The organism is Niabella beijingensis, from assembly GCF_020034665.1.
GTDB classification, from domain to species: Bacteria; Bacteroidota; Bacteroidia; order Chitinophagales; family Chitinophagaceae; genus Niabella; species Niabella beijingensis.
The window spans coordinates 1,687,422-1,703,612 of the sequence record NZ_JAIQDI010000001.1; the positions used below are offsets into that span (position 1 = coordinate 1,687,422).

Here is a 16,191-nt window from a genome sequence, read left to right on the forward strand (position 1 = left end):
AAATAATGTATTTATTACATAAAAAACTTGTATCATATCAATTTTTTGGATGCACACCCAAAGATGTTTTAACAATTAAAAAAAACCGCCCGTCCAACGGCTGTTTCTATAATTGCATCCTTAAAAAGATAGTACGGTTTGAAAGTATCCGGCCCACCGGGGAAATCGGCAAAACCCCATCGTACTCTCAAATATTCCGTTACCTTTGCAAACTTTATTTATGACGAGGCAGTTTTTAATAGTTACTGGTATCCTGACCCTGCTGTTCCTGAGTATCAATACCGTTACAGCTCAATCAAAGTCAGCATTTTATAATGCGCTGGCCGGCAGTTCTGTAAAAGCGATCGATGCGCAGATCAGCCAGGTGAATGCCTATGCCAGCCCTGCGGAAGCCCCTGCCTTTACCGGTGCCCTTGAGATGCGGAAAGCCGGTCTGGTGACCATACCCGCCAAAAAGCTCTCAACGTTTAAACAGGGACATAAAAAACTGGAAGCGGCCATTGCCGCACACCCCAAGGAAGCAGAATTCCGTTTTCTCCGCCTGATGATCCAGGAAAATGCGCCTAAATCACTGGGATATTCCAGGAACATTGCGGAAGACAGCAAAATGATCCGGGATCAGTTTGCATCGTTACCGGCTGTTACACAGCAAAGTGTAAAAAATTACAGTAAAAAATCAAAATCACTGTCGGGCTTTTTATAATTCAGGTATGAGCAAGAATGTTTTAGCGGTTTACTTTACACAATCAGGACAAACAAAGGAGATCCTTGATTCATTTTTACAACCGCTGCTTGCGGACGGGGTTACGGTGGATTTTCTGCAGGTGCGGACCCGGCATCAGTTTCCCTTCCCCTGGAGCATACCCGTTTTCTTTGACACCGTGCCCGAATCGGTGGAGGTGATCCCGACAGCCCTGGAACCCTGGTCGGTGCCGAAGCAACATTACGACCTGGTGATCCTGGCCTGGCAGCCCTGGAACCTGTCGCCCAGCATCCCCATCAGTTCTATATTACAGGATGAGCGCTTTAAAGCACTTATAAACAATACGCCGCTGATCACCATCTGCGGCTGCCGCAATATGTGGATCAATGCCCAGGAAAAGAACAAAAAACTCCTCGTTGATGCGGGCGCCCGGCTGGTGGGCAATATCGCCCTGTTTGACCGGCACCTCAACCATCTCAGCTATTTTACCATTTTTCACTGGCTGGGTACGGGCAGAAAGGACCGCAAATGGGGCATTTTCCCCAAACCGGGTGTGGCGCCGGCCGATATTGCCAATGCCTCCGTTTTCGGAGCTACGGTAAACCGGTTCCTGCAGGCCGGAAATCCGCAATGGCAGGACCTGCAGCCGGAGCTGGTAAAACAGAAGGCCGTGGTTGTTAAATACTCCCTGATGTTCATTGAGCGCAAAGCGGGGAAAATATTCAGGAAATGGGTAGCCATTATCAATAAACATCCGCAGAACAGAAAAAAAATACTTGTTGCCTATAAATATTATCTTGCGGTGGCGTTGCTGGTCGCTTCTCCTATTATTTTATTAGTAGATTTGATCCTGGTGCGCCCGTTCAGCCAGAAAAAGATCCGGCGGCAGATGGATTATTATGCAGGTGTGGAATGGAGGGAAAAGATTTAACCGCGTATTGGCCAATAGCAGTGCTGCAGCTGCAGCGTGCGACGCAAGGATGCTGAAACCTGTTCTGCAGCCGGGCCCATAAAAAATAAATGATTAAAAAACATTATGAATTTGAACGACGTTTATATTAACCGTACTTCTCATTATTTCCCCAACAACCCGGTATCCAATGACGAGATGGAGGAATACCTGGGTTATATCAATGGAAAACCCTCCAAATCCCGGCGAATTGTTTTGAGGAACAACGCCATCACCAACCGTTACTATGCGCTGGAAAAAGGCGGTAAGATCACACATACCAACGCCCAGTTAACTGCTGCAGCGATCAAGGAATTATTCAGGAACGACCCGGAAGGTGCAAAACAGATTGATGTGCTCTCCTGTGGTACTTCGTCGCCGGACCAGATGATGCCTTCACATGCCGTAATGGTGCACGGCTGGCTGCCGGAGCTGGGTTCCATTGAGGTGGTATCCCCCAGCGGTGTGTGCTGCGCAGGCATGCACGCCTTAAAGTATGCCTATTTATCAGTAAAGACCGGCGATGCCGCCACTGCGGTTGCCACCGGCTCCGAGCGGTTTTCGGCCTCGCTGGTGGCCAACCAGTTTGAAGATGAAGTGCATAAGCTGGAGGCGCTGGCGGAAAACCCCTATATCAGCTTTGACAAGGAATTTTTACGCTGGATGCTGTCGGATGGTGCTTCTGCTTTCCTGATCTCCAATAAAAAGAACGAGGAAGGACTGAGCCTGAAGATCGAATGGATGGAAGGCATTTCCTATGCCGATTATATGGAAGCCTGTATGTATATGGGAGCGGAAAAACAGGGAGACGGACACCTGAAAAGCTGGCTGGAATTTGATCATGAAGCACAAAATGAGAAATCCGTGCTCAGCATTAAACAGGATGTAAAATTGCTGAGTCCGAACATCGTACCCCTGGGCGGAAAGATATTGCCGGAACTGTTTGAGCGCCGCGGACTGAACCCGGATGATATTACCTGGTACCTGCCGCATATGAGCAGCAACTTCTTTAAAGATAAAATATACGAAGAGCATATCAAACTGGGGCATCATATACCCTATGAAAAATGGTTTGTGAACCTGAGCCAGGTAGGGAATGTGGGTGCGGCTTCCGTGTATTTTATGGTGGACGAATTGTTCAACAGCGGCAAGCTGAAAAAGGGGGATAAAGTGTTCCTGCTGGTGCCGGAAAGCTCCCGTTTCAGCTATATGTATGCCTTGCTGACGGCGGTATAAAAATCTAAATACCTAAAAATCAGAAGTGGAGAACGTTTTGTTTTTCACTTTTTTATTTCGGTCTGTAAAGCCGCGGAATTTTAAACATCCTGTACGGTTTCATTCCGGACTGGTTCCGGACAGACAAAAAACGCTTTTTCCTTAAAATTCTTAACTTCGTAGGAAAGGAATTTATAATGACAACAGCGGCTATCAGGAATAAATTGCAGGACTATATACGTTTTGCTGATGATAAAAAAGTGAAGGCGATATATACCCTTTTGGAAGAGGAGATCACAACCGAATACCAGTGGTTTGAAGATAAGGAATTTGTGGCGGCATTAGACAAAGAATATGAGGCTGCTGTGTCTGGAAAAGCCAAAACCCACTCCTCTTTTGAAATTCAGAAAGAATTACAGCAGCTGAGACACAAGAGGATAAAAGCGAAATGATGGGGTATCAGGCGGAGTATTCTAACCGGGCCAGAAGGGAGTTTATAGAAGCCTGGGCATGGTATGAAAAGCAGCAGGCTCAGTTAGGAGACCGATTTGAGAAAGAGATATTCCAAAAAGTTAAACAATTAGAAGAAGCGCCCAAACGATACCCTAAAAGATATCGTTTATATCGTGAAACTGCAATTGATGTATTCCCCTATTTAATCATTTACAGACTCGATGAAAAGTCAAACCGGTTAATCATCGTATCTGTATTTCATACGAGCCGCAATCCTGCAAAAAAGTACGGAAAAAAATGAAAAAAGAAGAGATCCCGCAAGACAATGGAGCCCTTGGCAAGATCGCCAAAGAGCTTACATATGTGGTTGATGAAAACGGCAACTACTCCACGGGACAGAGCACCGGCTGGGAGGTAAAAACCGAAGCCCTGAATGTGGCCTGGCAGGATGTAGAGGCGAAGATCGAGGCGGCCAAACAAAAAGTGCTCTCCGGTGCCGCCAGTCCTATCCTGTATTTTATGGAAAAAAAGATCATGGACCTGAATATCCTGGCCTCTTATACCGGCTACTGGAAATGGACGATAAAAAAACACCTGACCCCGACCGGTTTTCAAAAACTTCCGGAAAATAAACTGAAAAAATACGCGGCACTTTTTGAAGTGAGCGTGGAGGAATTAAAAAATCCGTTTAAACAAAGTGAATAGGGAACAGCAGGTAGCAAGCGGGATGGATTCCTGTACCTGCTATTTACCATTCACTTCTCACTACATATAAACAACACACTTGGAACTTCAGACATCAAATTTCAAACATCTCCAGGCGGCTCATTGCGAGAATGGCGTTACTACTGCGTTACTGGGTCATTATGGCGTACATAAATTAACCGAACCCCTGGCCTTTGGCATTGGCTCGGGGCTGTTTTATATCCAGCTGCCGTTTATGAAAGTAAACGGGGGTCCGGCCATTTCGTTCCGTACCATGCCGGGATTGATCTTTAAGCGCACCTGCAAGTCGCTGGGGATACCGGTAACCCGGAAAAAATACAGCTCCCGTCAAAAAGCCATGGCCGACCTGGACGAACGGCTGGCGGCCGGAAGACCCACCGCCTGTCAGGTGGGCGTATTTTATCTCACCTATTTTCCGAAAGAATACCGCTTTCATTTTAACGCGCATAACCTGATCGTGGTAGATAAACAGGATGATAACTATGTGATCAGCGATCCCATTATGGAAGGACTGGTTACCATGAACAGTTATGAACTGGAACGGGTACGTTTTGCCAAGGGAGCTTTTGCCCCGCGGGGTCAGCTCTACTACCCCGGCGACAATTTAACAGAGGCCACCGATGAGCAACTGCGCAGGGCCATTATTACCGGTATCAAACGCAACTGCCGGGATATGCTGCATATTCCCGGTTCGTTCGGTGGTGTGAGCGGTATTGCGTATACCGGCAGGCAGATTAAAAAATGGAAAACCAAACTGGGAGATGAAAAAGCCCGCAGTTATCTGGCCCAGCTGGTGCGGATGCAGGAAGAGATCGGCACCGGCGGCGGCGGCTTCCGGTTTATCTACGGCGCCTTCCTGCAACAGGCACATCCCTATTTAAAAAATGACGAACTGTTTGATATCTCCAAACAATTTACCGCTACCGGTGATAAATGGAGAGATGCGGCCATCCAGGCCTCAGGCATCTACAAAGGCCGGCTGAATACCCAGGCCGATTACGACAATATGGGCGACCGGCTGATTGAAATATCCGCGCTGGAAAAACAGGCTTTTCAACAATTGAAAGCACTGATCGGAAAAGTAAAGTAATTGCTGGGCATGAGCGCGGCAGGTATGCAACAATTCCTGAAACAAGGTGTTATCCCTAAAAATACGCGCTGTGGAAGCATCAAAAAAGAAAATAGTATCCAATGCACTCACGATTGGTCTGCTGGCTTTTGCAGTGGCGCTTTTTGTCTTCCCGGAATTTAAAGCATGGGCCATCCGCGGACTGATGAAAGCGGGCTTTTTTCAGCCCCAGGTCACGGCCAACAACGTCCCGGCATCTGAAGCCGCTGCAGCATCCGTACAGTTTGTCGCCGCAACCGGCGAAACCCACACCCTGAAATCCTTAAGAGGAAAGGTGGTGTTCATTAACTTCTGGGCCACCTGGTGCCCGCTCTGTATTGCGGAAATGCCCGCCATCAATGAATTGTACACTTCTTTTAAAAACAATCCCGCTATAGTTTTTCTTTTGGTGGATGCCGATAATGACCTGCCCAAAGCTATGGCCTTCCTGAAAGAGAAACGGCTCGGGCTTCCGGTATCCTCCGTCCGGGGAGCAATACCGACCTCCTGGTATAATGGTACCCTGCCCACCACGCTTGTACTTGACAAAACAGGAACCCTGGTCTATCACCACGAAGGGGTTGCTGATTATAACAGTAAGAAATTCCGGGAGTTTTTGGAAGGGTTGGGGAACTGAGAACCGAGACATGAGGATGGAGAAAGCTGGTGAAAGCTAAAAGCTGTTATCCACAAACACATAGCGCCCGGATCGCACGTCTCAAATCGCATTCCGGTAACCAGACCTCAATTCTTATATCCCGCAACACAAATTAACGTTTCCCCATCCGTGCATTCGTGGCATTTGGCTAAATTTGCTTCATGTCGCATACATCATCCCAGTTTCAAAAGAAAAGCAAGGAAAAAGCCTACGACCGCGAGCACCGGAACGTGATCAATTTCAATATTTCCCGGTACAATGCGGCCGTGCCGGGCGGACAGGCACAGTTTGCCGACCTTAACCTGGCGCGGGAACGGGCCAAGAATTTAAAATGGAAGGCGATCGAAGTGCTGGACCAGACCCTTGAAAATTTTGAAGCCAATATCACAAAACGGGGGGCCAAAGTGATCTGGTGTGAAGATGCCAAACAAGCCAATGAAGTGATCCTCGAGATCTGCCGGCAAAAGAATTGCAGAACGCTGGTAAAAAGCAAAAGTATGGTGACCGAAGAACTGCACCTGAACGACCACCTCGCCAAACATAATATTGAAAGTGTGGAAACCGACCTGGGGGAGTACATCCAGCAGCTTGCCGGCGAGCCGCCCTACCATATCGTAACACCTGCCATGCATAAAAGCCGCGGGCAGATCGCCGAGCTCTTTGCAGAAAAACTGGGCACCGATCCCAACGACAGTGCCGAGCAGCTGACCCTTACCGCCCGCGAAAAATTACGCCGCAAATATGCAGAAGCTGAGGTGGGTGTTACCGGCGCCAATTTTATCATTGCAGACATCGGCGGTATCGCCATTACCGAAAATGAAGGCAATGCCCGGCTTAGCTGCTCCATGCCTAAAACACATATCGTTGTAGCGGGTATTGAAAAAGTAATCCCATCGATGACGGACCTGGCCCTTTTCTGGCCGCTGCTCAGCAGTTTTGGTACCGGTCAGCGTATCACCTCCTACAGCACCATTGTAACCGGTCCCCGGCAGGAAAATGAAGCGGATGGCCCCGAGGAAATGTATGTGATCCTGCTGGATAATGGCCGCAGTAAAATGCTGGCGAACGAAAAAGCGCGTGAGGCGCTGTATTGCATCCGCTGCGGTGCCTGTCTCAATGCCTGTCCGGTTTATAAAAATATCGGTGGACACACTTATAACACTACTTATAGCGGCCCCATCGGCTCGGTGATCACTCCGCAACTGAAAGAGATGAAGGAATGGAAGCACCTTAGTCATGCCTCTTCCCTTTGCGGTAACTGCACAGAAGTATGTGCTGTAAAGATCAACCTGCACGAGCTGTTGCTGGAAAACCGCTATGAAGCGGTTGAAGAAGGCTATGCACCGCTGGTAGAAAAATTTTCGTGGAAAATGTGGAAGACAGCCATGCTCAAACGCAGTATGGTCAATATGGTGAATGGTAATTTCAAAAGCACCTTCATCAATATGGTGGCCGGAGCCTGGACCAAAAACCACAGCAAGCTTCAATTCCCCAAAAAATCATTCAACGAACAATGGGAAGAACGGAAGAAACAGGGAAAAGCCTGATAGAACACCCAAATTCGTTTCCCTGTAGTTCAAAATCCTCATAGGTTTTGTCCCGGCCTGGTGCAGGTGGCAGCTTCCTTGCGTCGCACACTTGTGCTGCAGTGCTGGCTTCAGCAATATCGGCTTCCGGAACAGGGATAACGGAAGCCGTAAGCGGCCTTATATGAACCGTGCTTACGGCACTCCTGCTTATGTTGCCAGTTTTCGTTCCGGAATAAATTCCGGGTTTTTAAAACCGGGCCGGACCTACGGTCCTTGTTTGTCAACAGTAAGAAGTAGGCGCCTTTATAAACAGATTGAAAACCAGAGAACCTGAAGCAGCGCTTCGTTTATTCTCTTACGATAAGCTTCAGTTCGTCGCAAGATGTGAAAGGACCAGGGAGAGTCATCGGCTCGGTCCATCAATTAGTTTGCAAGGATCAACAACAGGCGAATGACATCGCACCCCCAAATAGGGCCGTACCGGCTGCTGTCTCTTCAAAGTATCCTAAAGTCATTTTCTCAGAACGGAGCCAAAAAAAGAGGCAGCGCCTCGTTTATATTTCAGCGATGAACTTCAGTTCGTCGCAAGGTGTGAAAGGACCAGGGAGAGTCATCGGCTCGGTCCATCAATTAGTTTGCAAGGATCAACAACAGGCGAATGACATCGCACCCCCAAATAGGGCCGTACCAGCTGCTGTCTCTTCAAAGTATCCTAAAGTCATTTTCTCAGAACGGAGCCAAAAAAAGAGGCAGCGCCTCATTTATATTTCAGCGATGAACTTCAGTTCGCCGCAGGATGTGAAAGGACCAGGGAGAGCCATCGGCTCAGTCCATCAATTAGTTTGCGAGGATCAACAACAGGCGAATGACATCGCACCCCCAAATAGGGCCGTACCAGCTGCTGTCTCTTCAAAGTATCCTAAAGTCATTTTCTCAGAACGGAGCCAAAAAAAGAGGCAGCGCCTCGTTTATATTCCAGCGATGAACTTCAGTTCGTCGCTGGATGTGAAGGAGCCGATGAGAGCCGTCGGCTCGGCCCATCGGCCCATCAGCTGCGATAGAGCGCCTGAAAGATCAGTAGCCGCAGGCCTATAAGCAGACATTGTCTGCAAATGCCAATATTCACCTTATTTTTGAGGGGCAAATATGTTGGTATACTGTGTACATATCACCCCGCGGTTGCGGTACATCACCCGGTTCTTTTCAACGGAAACGGGCACAACAGAATGGCAGCTTACGGATGATCCGGAAATGTTTCTGCTGGAACAGGGTGCCAAGATCAATTATTCCACAGACACAATGGATACACGCTGCCTGCACATGCTACCTCATGGATTGCTGTCACAGACGGGCATTCAGCAGCAGCCGGTCAATGTTACGCAGCTGAACGGCCAGCCCGTCTTCTTTCAAACCGGCGGGGCATTGGGCTTTGATCTGTTTGCCGCGGCTTTTTATTTGCTGAGCCGTTATGAAGAATACCTGCCTTTTGAAAAGGACCGGTACGGGCGGTTTGCAGCAGCACAATCCCTGGCTCAAAAAAACGGCTTTTTAAAAACCCCGCTGATCAATCACTGGACCCGGCTGTTAAAAGAACAACTCACCGCCTTATTCCCGGGCGAACAGTTCCGCGAAACCGTCTTCCAGTTCATTCCCACCTATGATATCGATATGGCCTGGAGCTACCGGCACAAGGGCATTTGGAGAAATGGGATCAATTTTATCAAAGAAGCGGTCAGCCTTCAGCTATCAGCTGTCCGCAAACGTTTTAAGGTATTAACCGGAAAAGAAAAGGATCCCTTTGATGAGTATGCCTGGCTGAACCAACTGCATCAACAATACCAGCTAAAACCCTATTATTTTTTCCTGGTCGCGGAACAGCGCAACAGCTGCGATAAAAATATTTCGCCACATAACAAAGCAATGAAAGCATTGATTGCCGATCAGGCGATCCGTTATCCTGTTGGCCTGCATCCTTCCTGGCAGAGCAATACAACTCCTGCCATTTTAAAACGAGAAAAGGAGCTGCTTGCTGCTGCTACGGGCACGGCTATCAATGCCTCACGGCAACATTTTTTAAGGCTTTCCTTCCCCGAAACCTACCGCAACCTGCTGAAGACAGGCATCCTTTTTGATTTTTCCTTGGGCTACGCCGATGATAACGGCTTCCGCGCTTCTGTGGCGTCGCCCTTTTGCTGGTATGATCTTGATGCAGAAGCTGCCACGGATCTTTTGATCTTTCCTTTCTGTTTTATGGAAGGCACTTCTGTTTTTTATAAAAAGGATGACCCGGAAACAGGACTGGCAGAACTGCGGCAGCTTTACAATGAAGTTAAAAAAGTGAACGGCTTTTTCAGCATGATCTGGCATAACTCTTCCTTTACGGAGGAAGGCGTTTTTAAGGGATGGAAAAATATGTATGAGACCTTTTTAAAAGAGCGCGACAACAGCACTATCAAATAAAAGCTTATCCCTTCTTCTATTGTACCACTACTTCGGTTTTACCGGAAATTTTTTCAATATGACAACCATTGTTTTTAACCATATAAGGCTCGTTTACGATGGTTTTGTCATTTTTGATACCAATGAACCGGAGCTCCGTATTCTTCTGTTCCGGTAAAAGTTGCAGTTGACCATCCGTTACTACTGCATAATAGCCATTACCGGCATCCGGTATCGTATTGTTCGCATGAAAAGTAACATTACTGCCAACAATACGGGTGTAAAACGTGTCCAGCTTTACCGTTTCACCGGATACCGACCGGAGTTTCACATTAAGGAACCGGTACTCCTCAGTGCACATCCTGTCTGCAGGTACGGACCTCCTTTCACAGGCGCCCAGCGCCACTATCGTCAATAAAAGCACCATCGTTATTTTCATATCAGACCTTTTTTTAAAAAACGTAGATCGGCACCAAAACGCAACGGACACCGTCTTTTTTCAATGCAAAAGGGAGTAACAAGACTGATACTCCCTTCTTTAAACCTTATCTAAACCTTAAAACTCAAACTCTGCTATCAGGGTCTGGCCGTTTGAACTGCTGGCCTGGCTGCCCCTTGCATCCTGGAACACAACGATCTTCCGCTCTTCCTTGCCGGAGGCATACCGCAGGAACACTTCTGCCATCAAGGTGGGCGGTCCTGCAACAGTAACCCGGCGTTCCCCGAAAAAATTGGTTTTGATCTGGTACTTTCCTTTAACCGCTTTTTTCAGCAGGAATTGTTCCGGGCCAAAGCCATCTGTAAAATCATCGCTGATCCGTCCCCCCAGACTGGTCTCTTTGCTGCCATAATAACATTCTTCGTTTCTTGGATCGGTAACGTGCAGGTCAATGTCCATATTGTCCATGTTCCAGTTCAGCACCACGCGTATATCCACCGGTAAGTCATATAACAAGGCTTTATCGATCTTTGAAGTGCTTACGCGTGCGCCATAACGGCTGGCAATATTATTAAGTTCCATCAGCAGCACTTCTTCAATACCGTTGTCGCGGTTCATGGACTCTTCTGTATAGGTTTGCGTCAATGCCGCATACAGGGTATCCAGGGCCTGCTGGTATTTCCCGTTGTCCTGCAAGGCCAGCGCATAGTCGCGGTAGCTCTGCGGATCCATCGGACGCCAGTCCAATACCTTCTTTGTAATGATCAGCTCCTTATCATATTCTCCGTATTTTTTCAGCAGGTAGGCTACTGTTTTATACAACTCCGCATCTTCCAGCTCCAGCTCCACCAGGTTGCTTACGATGCTTACTGCCAGCACGGCTGCCTTCTTATCGTAGAACCAGTTGGCCATATCAAAATAAAAAGAAGGTGTTGTCTGATAGGTCTCCCGCAGCCGCAGGTAGACCTTATAGGCCGCATCAATAGTTGCAGCTGCATCCATTTGCTTCAGGTAGGCCGCATCACTTTTAATGTCAATGGTCCGTACCTTTCCTTTCGGAGCGCTATAGCCGGCTACAACTACTTCTTCCAGTTTGGCATCAGCACTTATCCCCGCCACTCTTCCCTGAAGAAACCCGGATGTATTGGCAGCAGGCACCTCCTTCAGTTCCTCTCCGGAAACTACCCGGGCGCGCCCATCAGCAGTTGCGGCTGGTGCGACAGTGGTTTCATACATCACCTGGGTATCCGGCACCGGCCGGGGTGGGGTAAATTTCTTTATTGATCTTTTTACAGGATAACTGGTATTCCACCATTCCTTCAACTCCTTCATACGTTCGCGGGCTGCTTCCCGATAATCGCCCCAGGCCGCGTCCTGCGCTTCTTTTCTCGATTTTACCAGCGCCTTATACTCCTGTAACAATTCGGCGGGCGGTGTTATTTTATACTTTACATAGTCTTCCACACTTTCCAGGACAATCAGACTGGTATTGGCAGTAACAATGCCAAACTCTTTTCCCAAACGGGAAATGGCGTCTTTGTTCTGATCGTAAAATGGTTCGAGTTGTGCCAGTTGCTGTTGCGCCCAAAAAGTTTCAATGGTCCAGTCGCCGGCGGTTTGCCGGGCATCCAGTGTAACAGGGATTTCTTTTTCCACCTTGTTGCCATAACCGAATTGCAGGGTGATGGTCACCGGCAATTTACGGGCGATACCCGTGATCATCAGGTCTCCGCCGGAAACCACTGCTGTTGCTGGGTTGACGCTGGTAACATCATATAAATATTTTACACCTAAAAAGCGGTAAGGCTTATTGAGCACCTGCGTCGCGGCTGCATCGCCTTCTGTCTGGTTGAGATTGATCAGCTGTCCTCCGGTACTGTTACTGTAATATTGCAGTTTGCTGTAGTTGGCCACCGGTGTGGCTACTACGGTATACACCGGCCTTGCCGGCAGACGGCTCCATTCCCCGAAGTTGGAAAGGCCGTCCGTAAAGAACAGTATGTCCCCACCTCCGGCCAGGGATGCAGGAATGGTGCTGTAATCCGTGGCGCCATCGTAAGTCATTTCATCCACAGCTTTCAACAATGCTCCGATGGCGCCATTGGATACGGTGTAATCACCCACTTTTTTGGTGGTGGTAGCAACGGCATACAGTGTAACATTTATATTGCTTTTGGTTGCAAACAATTTTTCTAAAAACGCTTTTTCTTTCTGATGATCGCGTTTTAATCCACTCAGCGAATTATCCCATAAAATGGTAACCTGCTGCAGCGGTCTGGCTACAGGCGCCGGAGGTGTTATATGTACATTGGTTAAAAAATACCAGGAACCGGCATCCTTTTTTTTCACAAGGGTTTTGGGCGCATCTGCCTGTTGGGGGAATGCTATTTTTAAAGATTGGGTGGGGGTGAAGTTTGATTTATTGACGGAAGCCTTCCACACATTTCCTTTTTTCTCAAAAACAAAACTGCCATCGGGCTTTTCAGCAAGCTGTGGTACATCAACCGTTTCATATACGCTGGCCGACAGGGAAAAGGAGCCGATCTCTTTATTTGCCAGCGGAAGATGATAAACCAGCTGACCATTGCTGTTGCGCAGCTCCTGATTGTAAGTGATCTCAATGGTCCGTGCTCCATTCGGGTTGAGCGGATATATACGGGTCCTGAAATTATTGCCTTCAGTTTTTTCCAGGATTCCGGGATCCACCTGCCGTCGTTCGATGCTTTCAAAAACTGCTGTAGCCTTCTCTTTCTCCACGGGTACGGCCTTCCGCAGTACACCGTTGATGTCCAGTGCAAAGCCGCTTACACTTACCCCTTCAGGGAGGGGAAAGGTCAGCCGGCCTTCTTTCAACCGGGCGGAACGGTTGTAAAAACTCATACGCATCGTTGTAGTGGCAATGTTTCCAACGATCTTTATATCGGCTGAAAGCTGCTGCAGTATTACTGTTTGATCGGGGTGGTATTTCCCGTTCTCCTGGATCTCCATTACCGGGATCTGTGCCCGGGTAAGAACGGCTACAAATAATGCAAGGGGTGTTAATACAAGCTGGCGGATCCGTTTACTGTTCATCTTATTGGCTCTTTTGGGTATAAGATGCAGAAACAGGGATATTACATAATGACCCGTAATTTTATTTTTCCGGTGCAGGCAGAACAATTGTCCGTATAAAAAAATAAGATCAAAAAAAATTTGATCTTATTTTAAAAATTCTGCAGGTGAAGCGATCTGTTACGATTCGCAGCTGCTGCACACGGTAAGGGTGTTCACCAGCTCCTTGGAAACACTTTGGCTGCGCTGATAGTACAGGGTCTTTACACCCAGTTTCCAGGCTTCGATCAGCAATTTATTTACTTCTTTTACAGGCAGACCCGGAGGAATGTTCAGGTTCAGACTCTGTCCCTGGTCTACAAATTTCTGCCGGATGGAAGCCTGCTGAATGATCTCCAGCTGACTGATCTCGCGGAAGGTCTTGAACACATCTTTTTCATGTGTGGTCAGTCCTTCCAGATGCTGTACACTGCCATGGTTCAGCATAATACTGCGCCATACATCTTCCGTGTCCATCCCTTTTTCTTCCAGTAATGCCTTGAGGTATTTATTCTTGCGGATGAAATTTCCTTTTGACAACCCAGCTTTGTAATAATTACTTACAAAAGGCTCGATACCGGGAGATGACTGCCCCAGGATGGCCGACGAAGAAGTGGTAGGCGCAATGGCCATTACAGTGGTATTGCGGCGACCGTATCCTTTCAGCAATTCCGGTTCGCCGTAAATACGGGCCAGCTCCATGGTTGCCTTTTCTGTTTTTTCGTGCAGTTCAGTAAAAATAGAATGGGTCAGTTGTTTGGCCTTCATACTTTCGAACGCGATCATATTGCGTTGCAGGTAAGAATGCCAGCCCAGCACCCCCAGTCCCAGCGCCCGGTGCCGCTTGGCAAAGCGGTTGGCATTGGCCAGGTAGTGGTTGCCTTCTGTTTTTGCGATAAATTCCTGCAACACCGCATCCAGGAAAAATACGGCCAGCTTGATGGCATCAGTATCTTTCCACTCATCATACAGTTCCAGGTTGAGCGAGGAAAGACAGCAGATAAACGATTCATCTTCCGTGGAAGGCAGCATGATCTCCGAGCACAGGTTGCTGCCGTTAACTGTAAGATTAAGATCCTTGTAGACCTGGGGTTTGTTCTTGTTCACATTATCCGTATAGAAGATATACGGCAGTCCTTTCTGCTGGCGGCTTTCCAGTACCCGTGCCCATATTTCCCTTTTTGCAATATCACCGTCGATCATTTCCTGCATCCAGTAATCCGGTACGCAAACGGCATAGAACAGGTTCTGAATGGGGTGACCGATATCTTTAATATTCAAAAATTCTGAAATATCCGGATGGTCAATGTCCAGGTAAGCAGCAAAAGCCCCGCGGCGCACGCCCCCCTGTGAGATGGTGTCCATTGCCGTATCAAACAACCGCATAAAACTCACCGCACCACTGCTTTTTCCGTTATCCGTAACCGCGCTGCCCCGTCCGCGCAGGGATCCGAAATAGGCAGAAGTTCCTCCGCCGATCTTGGTCTGCATGATCACCTCGCCCAGTTTATGGGTAATGCCCTCTATATTATCCGGCATGTGCACGTTAAAACAGGAAATAGGCAATCCCCGCTCCGTACCCATATTGGCCCAGATGGGGGAACTGAAACTCATCCAGCCGTTCTCCACCATTTCCTTAAACGCCTCCTTTAATTCCGGTTTATACAACCGCTGGGCAGCCGCCGTACATACACGATCAATCGCGGTTTCCACAGTTTCTCCATATAATAGATAGCCCCTGTTTAAGATTTGCTCACTTTCTTCGTTTTTCCACCAAAGCCTTTCCATATAATAATTTATTGTTTGAGGTTGTTTATTTTAGGTTGTCTTCAATTATTGCTATTACCTACTGTTAAAAAAGATCGTTGTAGGTAATGCTCTTGTCGTGCTTGGTGTATTCCACCGGCCGTTTTGCAAAGAAATCATCCAGGCTGTTGGCAAAGACCTCTTCTTCAAACCACTGCATCGGGCGGTACTCTTCCAGTGTTACGTTAAATTGCTTGGGAAAGCCCAGTTTTTCAAAACTCTCGTCCACCCGGAACTTCATAAAATTGAGCAGGTTCGTTTTATTGATCGTATCGATCTCTCCTTCGGAAAAAATCCAGTCGATAATGCGTCCTTCTACTTCTATAGAATCCCTTACCAGGGCCATGATACGGTATTCCATAGCCTCATCGATCAACTCCGGGTATTCCTCCCTGATTTTATTGATCAGGTACACACCGGCATTGGCATGGATCTGCTCGTCCACCGAGGTCCAGGCAATAATATTGCTTACATTCTTCATCAATCCGCGGAAACGCGTAAAGGAAAGAATAATAGCAAACTGGCTGAACAGGGAAACGTTCTCGATCAATATGGAGAACAGGATCAGTGATAGCGTATATTCCTTGGGATCTGAAGATTTTGCGTCCCTCAATGCTTCAGAAAGGTATTTGATGCGTTCTGCTATCACGGGTTCTTCTACCAGTTTGGAAAACTCATCATTGTAACCCAATACTTCCAGCAATCTTGAATAGGCTTCAGAGTGGCGGAACTCGCATTCGGCAAAAGTACTGCCCAGCCCATTCAGTTCCGGCTTGGGCATGTGGTTGTACAGGTTGCCCCAGAACGATTTTACTGCCACCTCGATCTGGGCGATCGCCAGCAGGCTGTTCTTTATGGCGTTCCGCTGCGCTGTATTCAGGTGACTGTGAAAGTCCTGCACGTCAGCAGTAAAATCCACTTCCGAATGTACCCAAAATGATTTGTTGATCGCTTCTGTGAACTTCAGTACCTCCGGGTACTCAAAGGGTTTGTAGTTTACACGTTTATCGAATAAGGCCATATATAAAATATTGTTTTTCTTTAAAAATCGGTCCGTTCAGTGCAGAGTACAGAGA

The 16,191-nt window shown here is 47.8% G+C and carries 14 protein-coding genes; 10 read left to right on the forward strand and 4 right to left on the reverse strand.

Features of this window, described 5'->3' with window-relative positions; translation table 11 throughout:
* Positions 1 to 220: 220 nt before the first annotated feature.
* From K7B07_RS07075 to K7B07_RS07120, 10 genes are all read left to right on the forward strand, one after another.
* A complete protein-coding gene (locus K7B07_RS07075) occupies positions 221 to 703 on the forward strand; it encodes a hypothetical protein (protein ID WP_223708535.1) in 483 nt (160 codons plus the stop codon).
* Positions 704 to 710: 7 nt separating this feature from the next.
* On the forward strand, positions 711 to 1,634 hold the full coding sequence (locus K7B07_RS07080) for a hypothetical protein (protein ID WP_223708536.1): 924 nt from the start codon (positions 711 to 713) through the stop codon (positions 1,632 to 1,634).
* 105 nt (positions 1,635 to 1,739) lie between these two features.
* Positions 1,740 to 2,888, forward strand: coding sequence for a dialkylresorcinol biosynthesis protein DarB (gene darB, locus K7B07_RS07085; RefSeq protein ID WP_223708537.1), 1,149 nt, complete (start codon positions 1,740 to 1,742; stop codon positions 2,886 to 2,888).
* A 176-nt stretch (positions 2,889 to 3,064) separates the two neighbouring features.
* On the forward strand, positions 3,065 to 3,319 hold the full coding sequence (locus K7B07_RS07090) for a hypothetical protein (protein ID WP_223708538.1): 255 nt from the start codon (positions 3,065 to 3,067) through the stop codon (positions 3,317 to 3,319).
* A complete protein-coding gene (locus K7B07_RS07095) occupies positions 3,316 to 3,621 on the forward strand; it encodes a type II toxin-antitoxin system RelE/ParE family toxin (protein WP_223708539.1) in 306 nt (101 codons plus the stop codon). The genes K7B07_RS07090 and K7B07_RS07095 overlap by 4 nt, the downstream gene beginning before the upstream one ends.
* Positions 3,618 to 4,025: a flexirubin biosynthesis protein DarG gene (gene DarG / locus K7B07_RS07100; RefSeq protein ID WP_223708540.1), complete on the forward strand. Its 408-nt coding sequence runs from the start codon at positions 3,618 to 3,620 to the stop codon at positions 4,023 to 4,025. The genes K7B07_RS07095 and DarG overlap by 4 nt, the downstream gene beginning before the upstream one ends.
* Positions 4,026 to 4,104: 79 nt before the next feature.
* Positions 4,105 to 5,136 (forward strand): BtrH-related acyltransferase DarH, encoded by a 1,032-nt coding sequence (gene darH, locus K7B07_RS07105; protein WP_223708541.1) that lies wholly within the window; start codon positions 4,105 to 4,107, stop codon positions 5,134 to 5,136.
* Positions 5,137 to 5,206: 70 nt separating this feature from the next.
* Positions 5,207 to 5,791 carry a TlpA family protein disulfide reductase gene (locus tag K7B07_RS07110; protein ID WP_223708542.1) on the forward strand — a complete coding sequence of 195 codons (585 nt, stop codon included), beginning with the start codon at positions 5,207 to 5,209 and terminating at the stop codon, positions 5,789 to 5,791.
* Between the two features lie 182 nt (positions 5,792 to 5,973).
* Entirely contained in the window at positions 5,974 to 7,359 is a 1,386-nt protein-coding gene (locus tag K7B07_RS07115; RefSeq protein ID WP_223708543.1) for a LutB/LldF family L-lactate oxidation iron-sulfur protein, read from the forward strand.
* A 1,128-nt stretch (positions 7,360 to 8,487) separates the two neighbouring features.
* Positions 8,488 to 9,801 carry a polysaccharide deacetylase family protein gene (locus K7B07_RS07120; protein WP_223708544.1) on the forward strand — a complete coding sequence of 438 codons (1,314 nt, stop codon included), beginning with the start codon at positions 8,488 to 8,490 and terminating at the stop codon, positions 9,799 to 9,801.
* Positions 9,802 to 9,817: 16 nt separating this feature from the next.
* On the opposite strand, the gene K7B07_RS07125 is transcribed toward K7B07_RS07120, so the two are convergent.
* The 4 genes from K7B07_RS07125 to K7B07_RS07140 form a co-directional block, all read right to left on the reverse strand.
* Entirely contained in the window at positions 9,818 to 10,219 is a 402-nt protein-coding gene (locus tag K7B07_RS07125) for a hypothetical protein (RefSeq protein ID WP_223708545.1), read from the reverse strand.
* 117 nt (positions 10,220 to 10,336) lie between these two features.
* Positions 10,337 to 13,291 carry a VIT domain-containing protein gene (locus K7B07_RS07130; protein WP_223708547.1) on the reverse strand — a complete coding sequence of 985 codons (2,955 nt, stop codon included), beginning with the start codon at positions 13,289 to 13,291 and terminating at the stop codon, positions 10,337 to 10,339.
* Between the two features lie 159 nt (positions 13,292 to 13,450).
* On the reverse strand, positions 13,451 to 15,109 hold the full coding sequence (locus tag K7B07_RS07135) for a ribonucleoside-diphosphate reductase subunit alpha (protein ID WP_223711350.1): 1,659 nt from the start codon (positions 15,107 to 15,109) through the stop codon (positions 13,451 to 13,453).
* 52 nt (positions 15,110 to 15,161) lie between these two features.
* A complete protein-coding gene (locus tag K7B07_RS07140) occupies positions 15,162 to 16,136 on the reverse strand; it encodes a ribonucleotide-diphosphate reductase subunit beta (protein WP_223708549.1) in 975 nt (324 codons plus the stop codon).
* Positions 16,137 to 16,191: the final 55 nt, after the last annotated feature.

What these genes read in the sequence shown, in the direction of transcription:
- DarG (WP_223708540.1), top strand. Translation starts at nt 3,618, where the DNA reads ATGAAAAAAGAAGAGATCCCGCAAGACAATGGAGCCCTTGGCAAGATC.
- K7B07_RS07130 (WP_223708547.1), bottom strand. Translation starts at nt 13,291, where the DNA reads ATGAACAGTAAACGGATCCGCCAGCTTGTATTAACACCCCTTGCATTA.
- K7B07_RS07090 (WP_223708538.1), top strand. Translation starts at nt 3,065, where the DNA reads ATGACAACAGCGGCTATCAGGAATAAATTGCAGGACTATATACGTTTT.
- K7B07_RS07095 (WP_223708539.1), top strand. Translation starts at nt 3,316, where the DNA reads ATGATGGGGTATCAGGCGGAGTATTCTAACCGGGCCAGAAGGGAGTTT.
- K7B07_RS07080 (WP_223708536.1), top strand. Translation starts at nt 711, where the DNA reads ATGAGCAAGAATGTTTTAGCGGTTTACTTTACACAATCAGGACAAACA.
- darB (WP_223708537.1), top strand. Translation starts at nt 1,740, where the DNA reads ATGAATTTGAACGACGTTTATATTAACCGTACTTCTCATTATTTCCCC.
- K7B07_RS07140 (WP_223708549.1), bottom strand. Translation starts at nt 16,136, where the DNA reads ATGGCCTTATTCGATAAACGTGTAAACTACAAACCCTTTGAGTACCCG.
- K7B07_RS07075 (WP_223708535.1), top strand. Translation starts at nt 221, where the DNA reads ATGACGAGGCAGTTTTTAATAGTTACTGGTATCCTGACCCTGCTGTTC.
- K7B07_RS07120 (WP_223708544.1), top strand. Translation starts at nt 8,488, where the DNA reads ATGTTGGTATACTGTGTACATATCACCCCGCGGTTGCGGTACATCACC.
- K7B07_RS07115 (WP_223708543.1), top strand. Translation starts at nt 5,974, where the DNA reads ATGTCGCATACATCATCCCAGTTTCAAAAGAAAAGCAAGGAAAAAGCC.
- K7B07_RS07125 (WP_223708545.1), bottom strand. Translation starts at nt 10,219, where the DNA reads ATGAAAATAACGATGGTGCTTTTATTGACGATAGTGGCGCTGGGCGCC.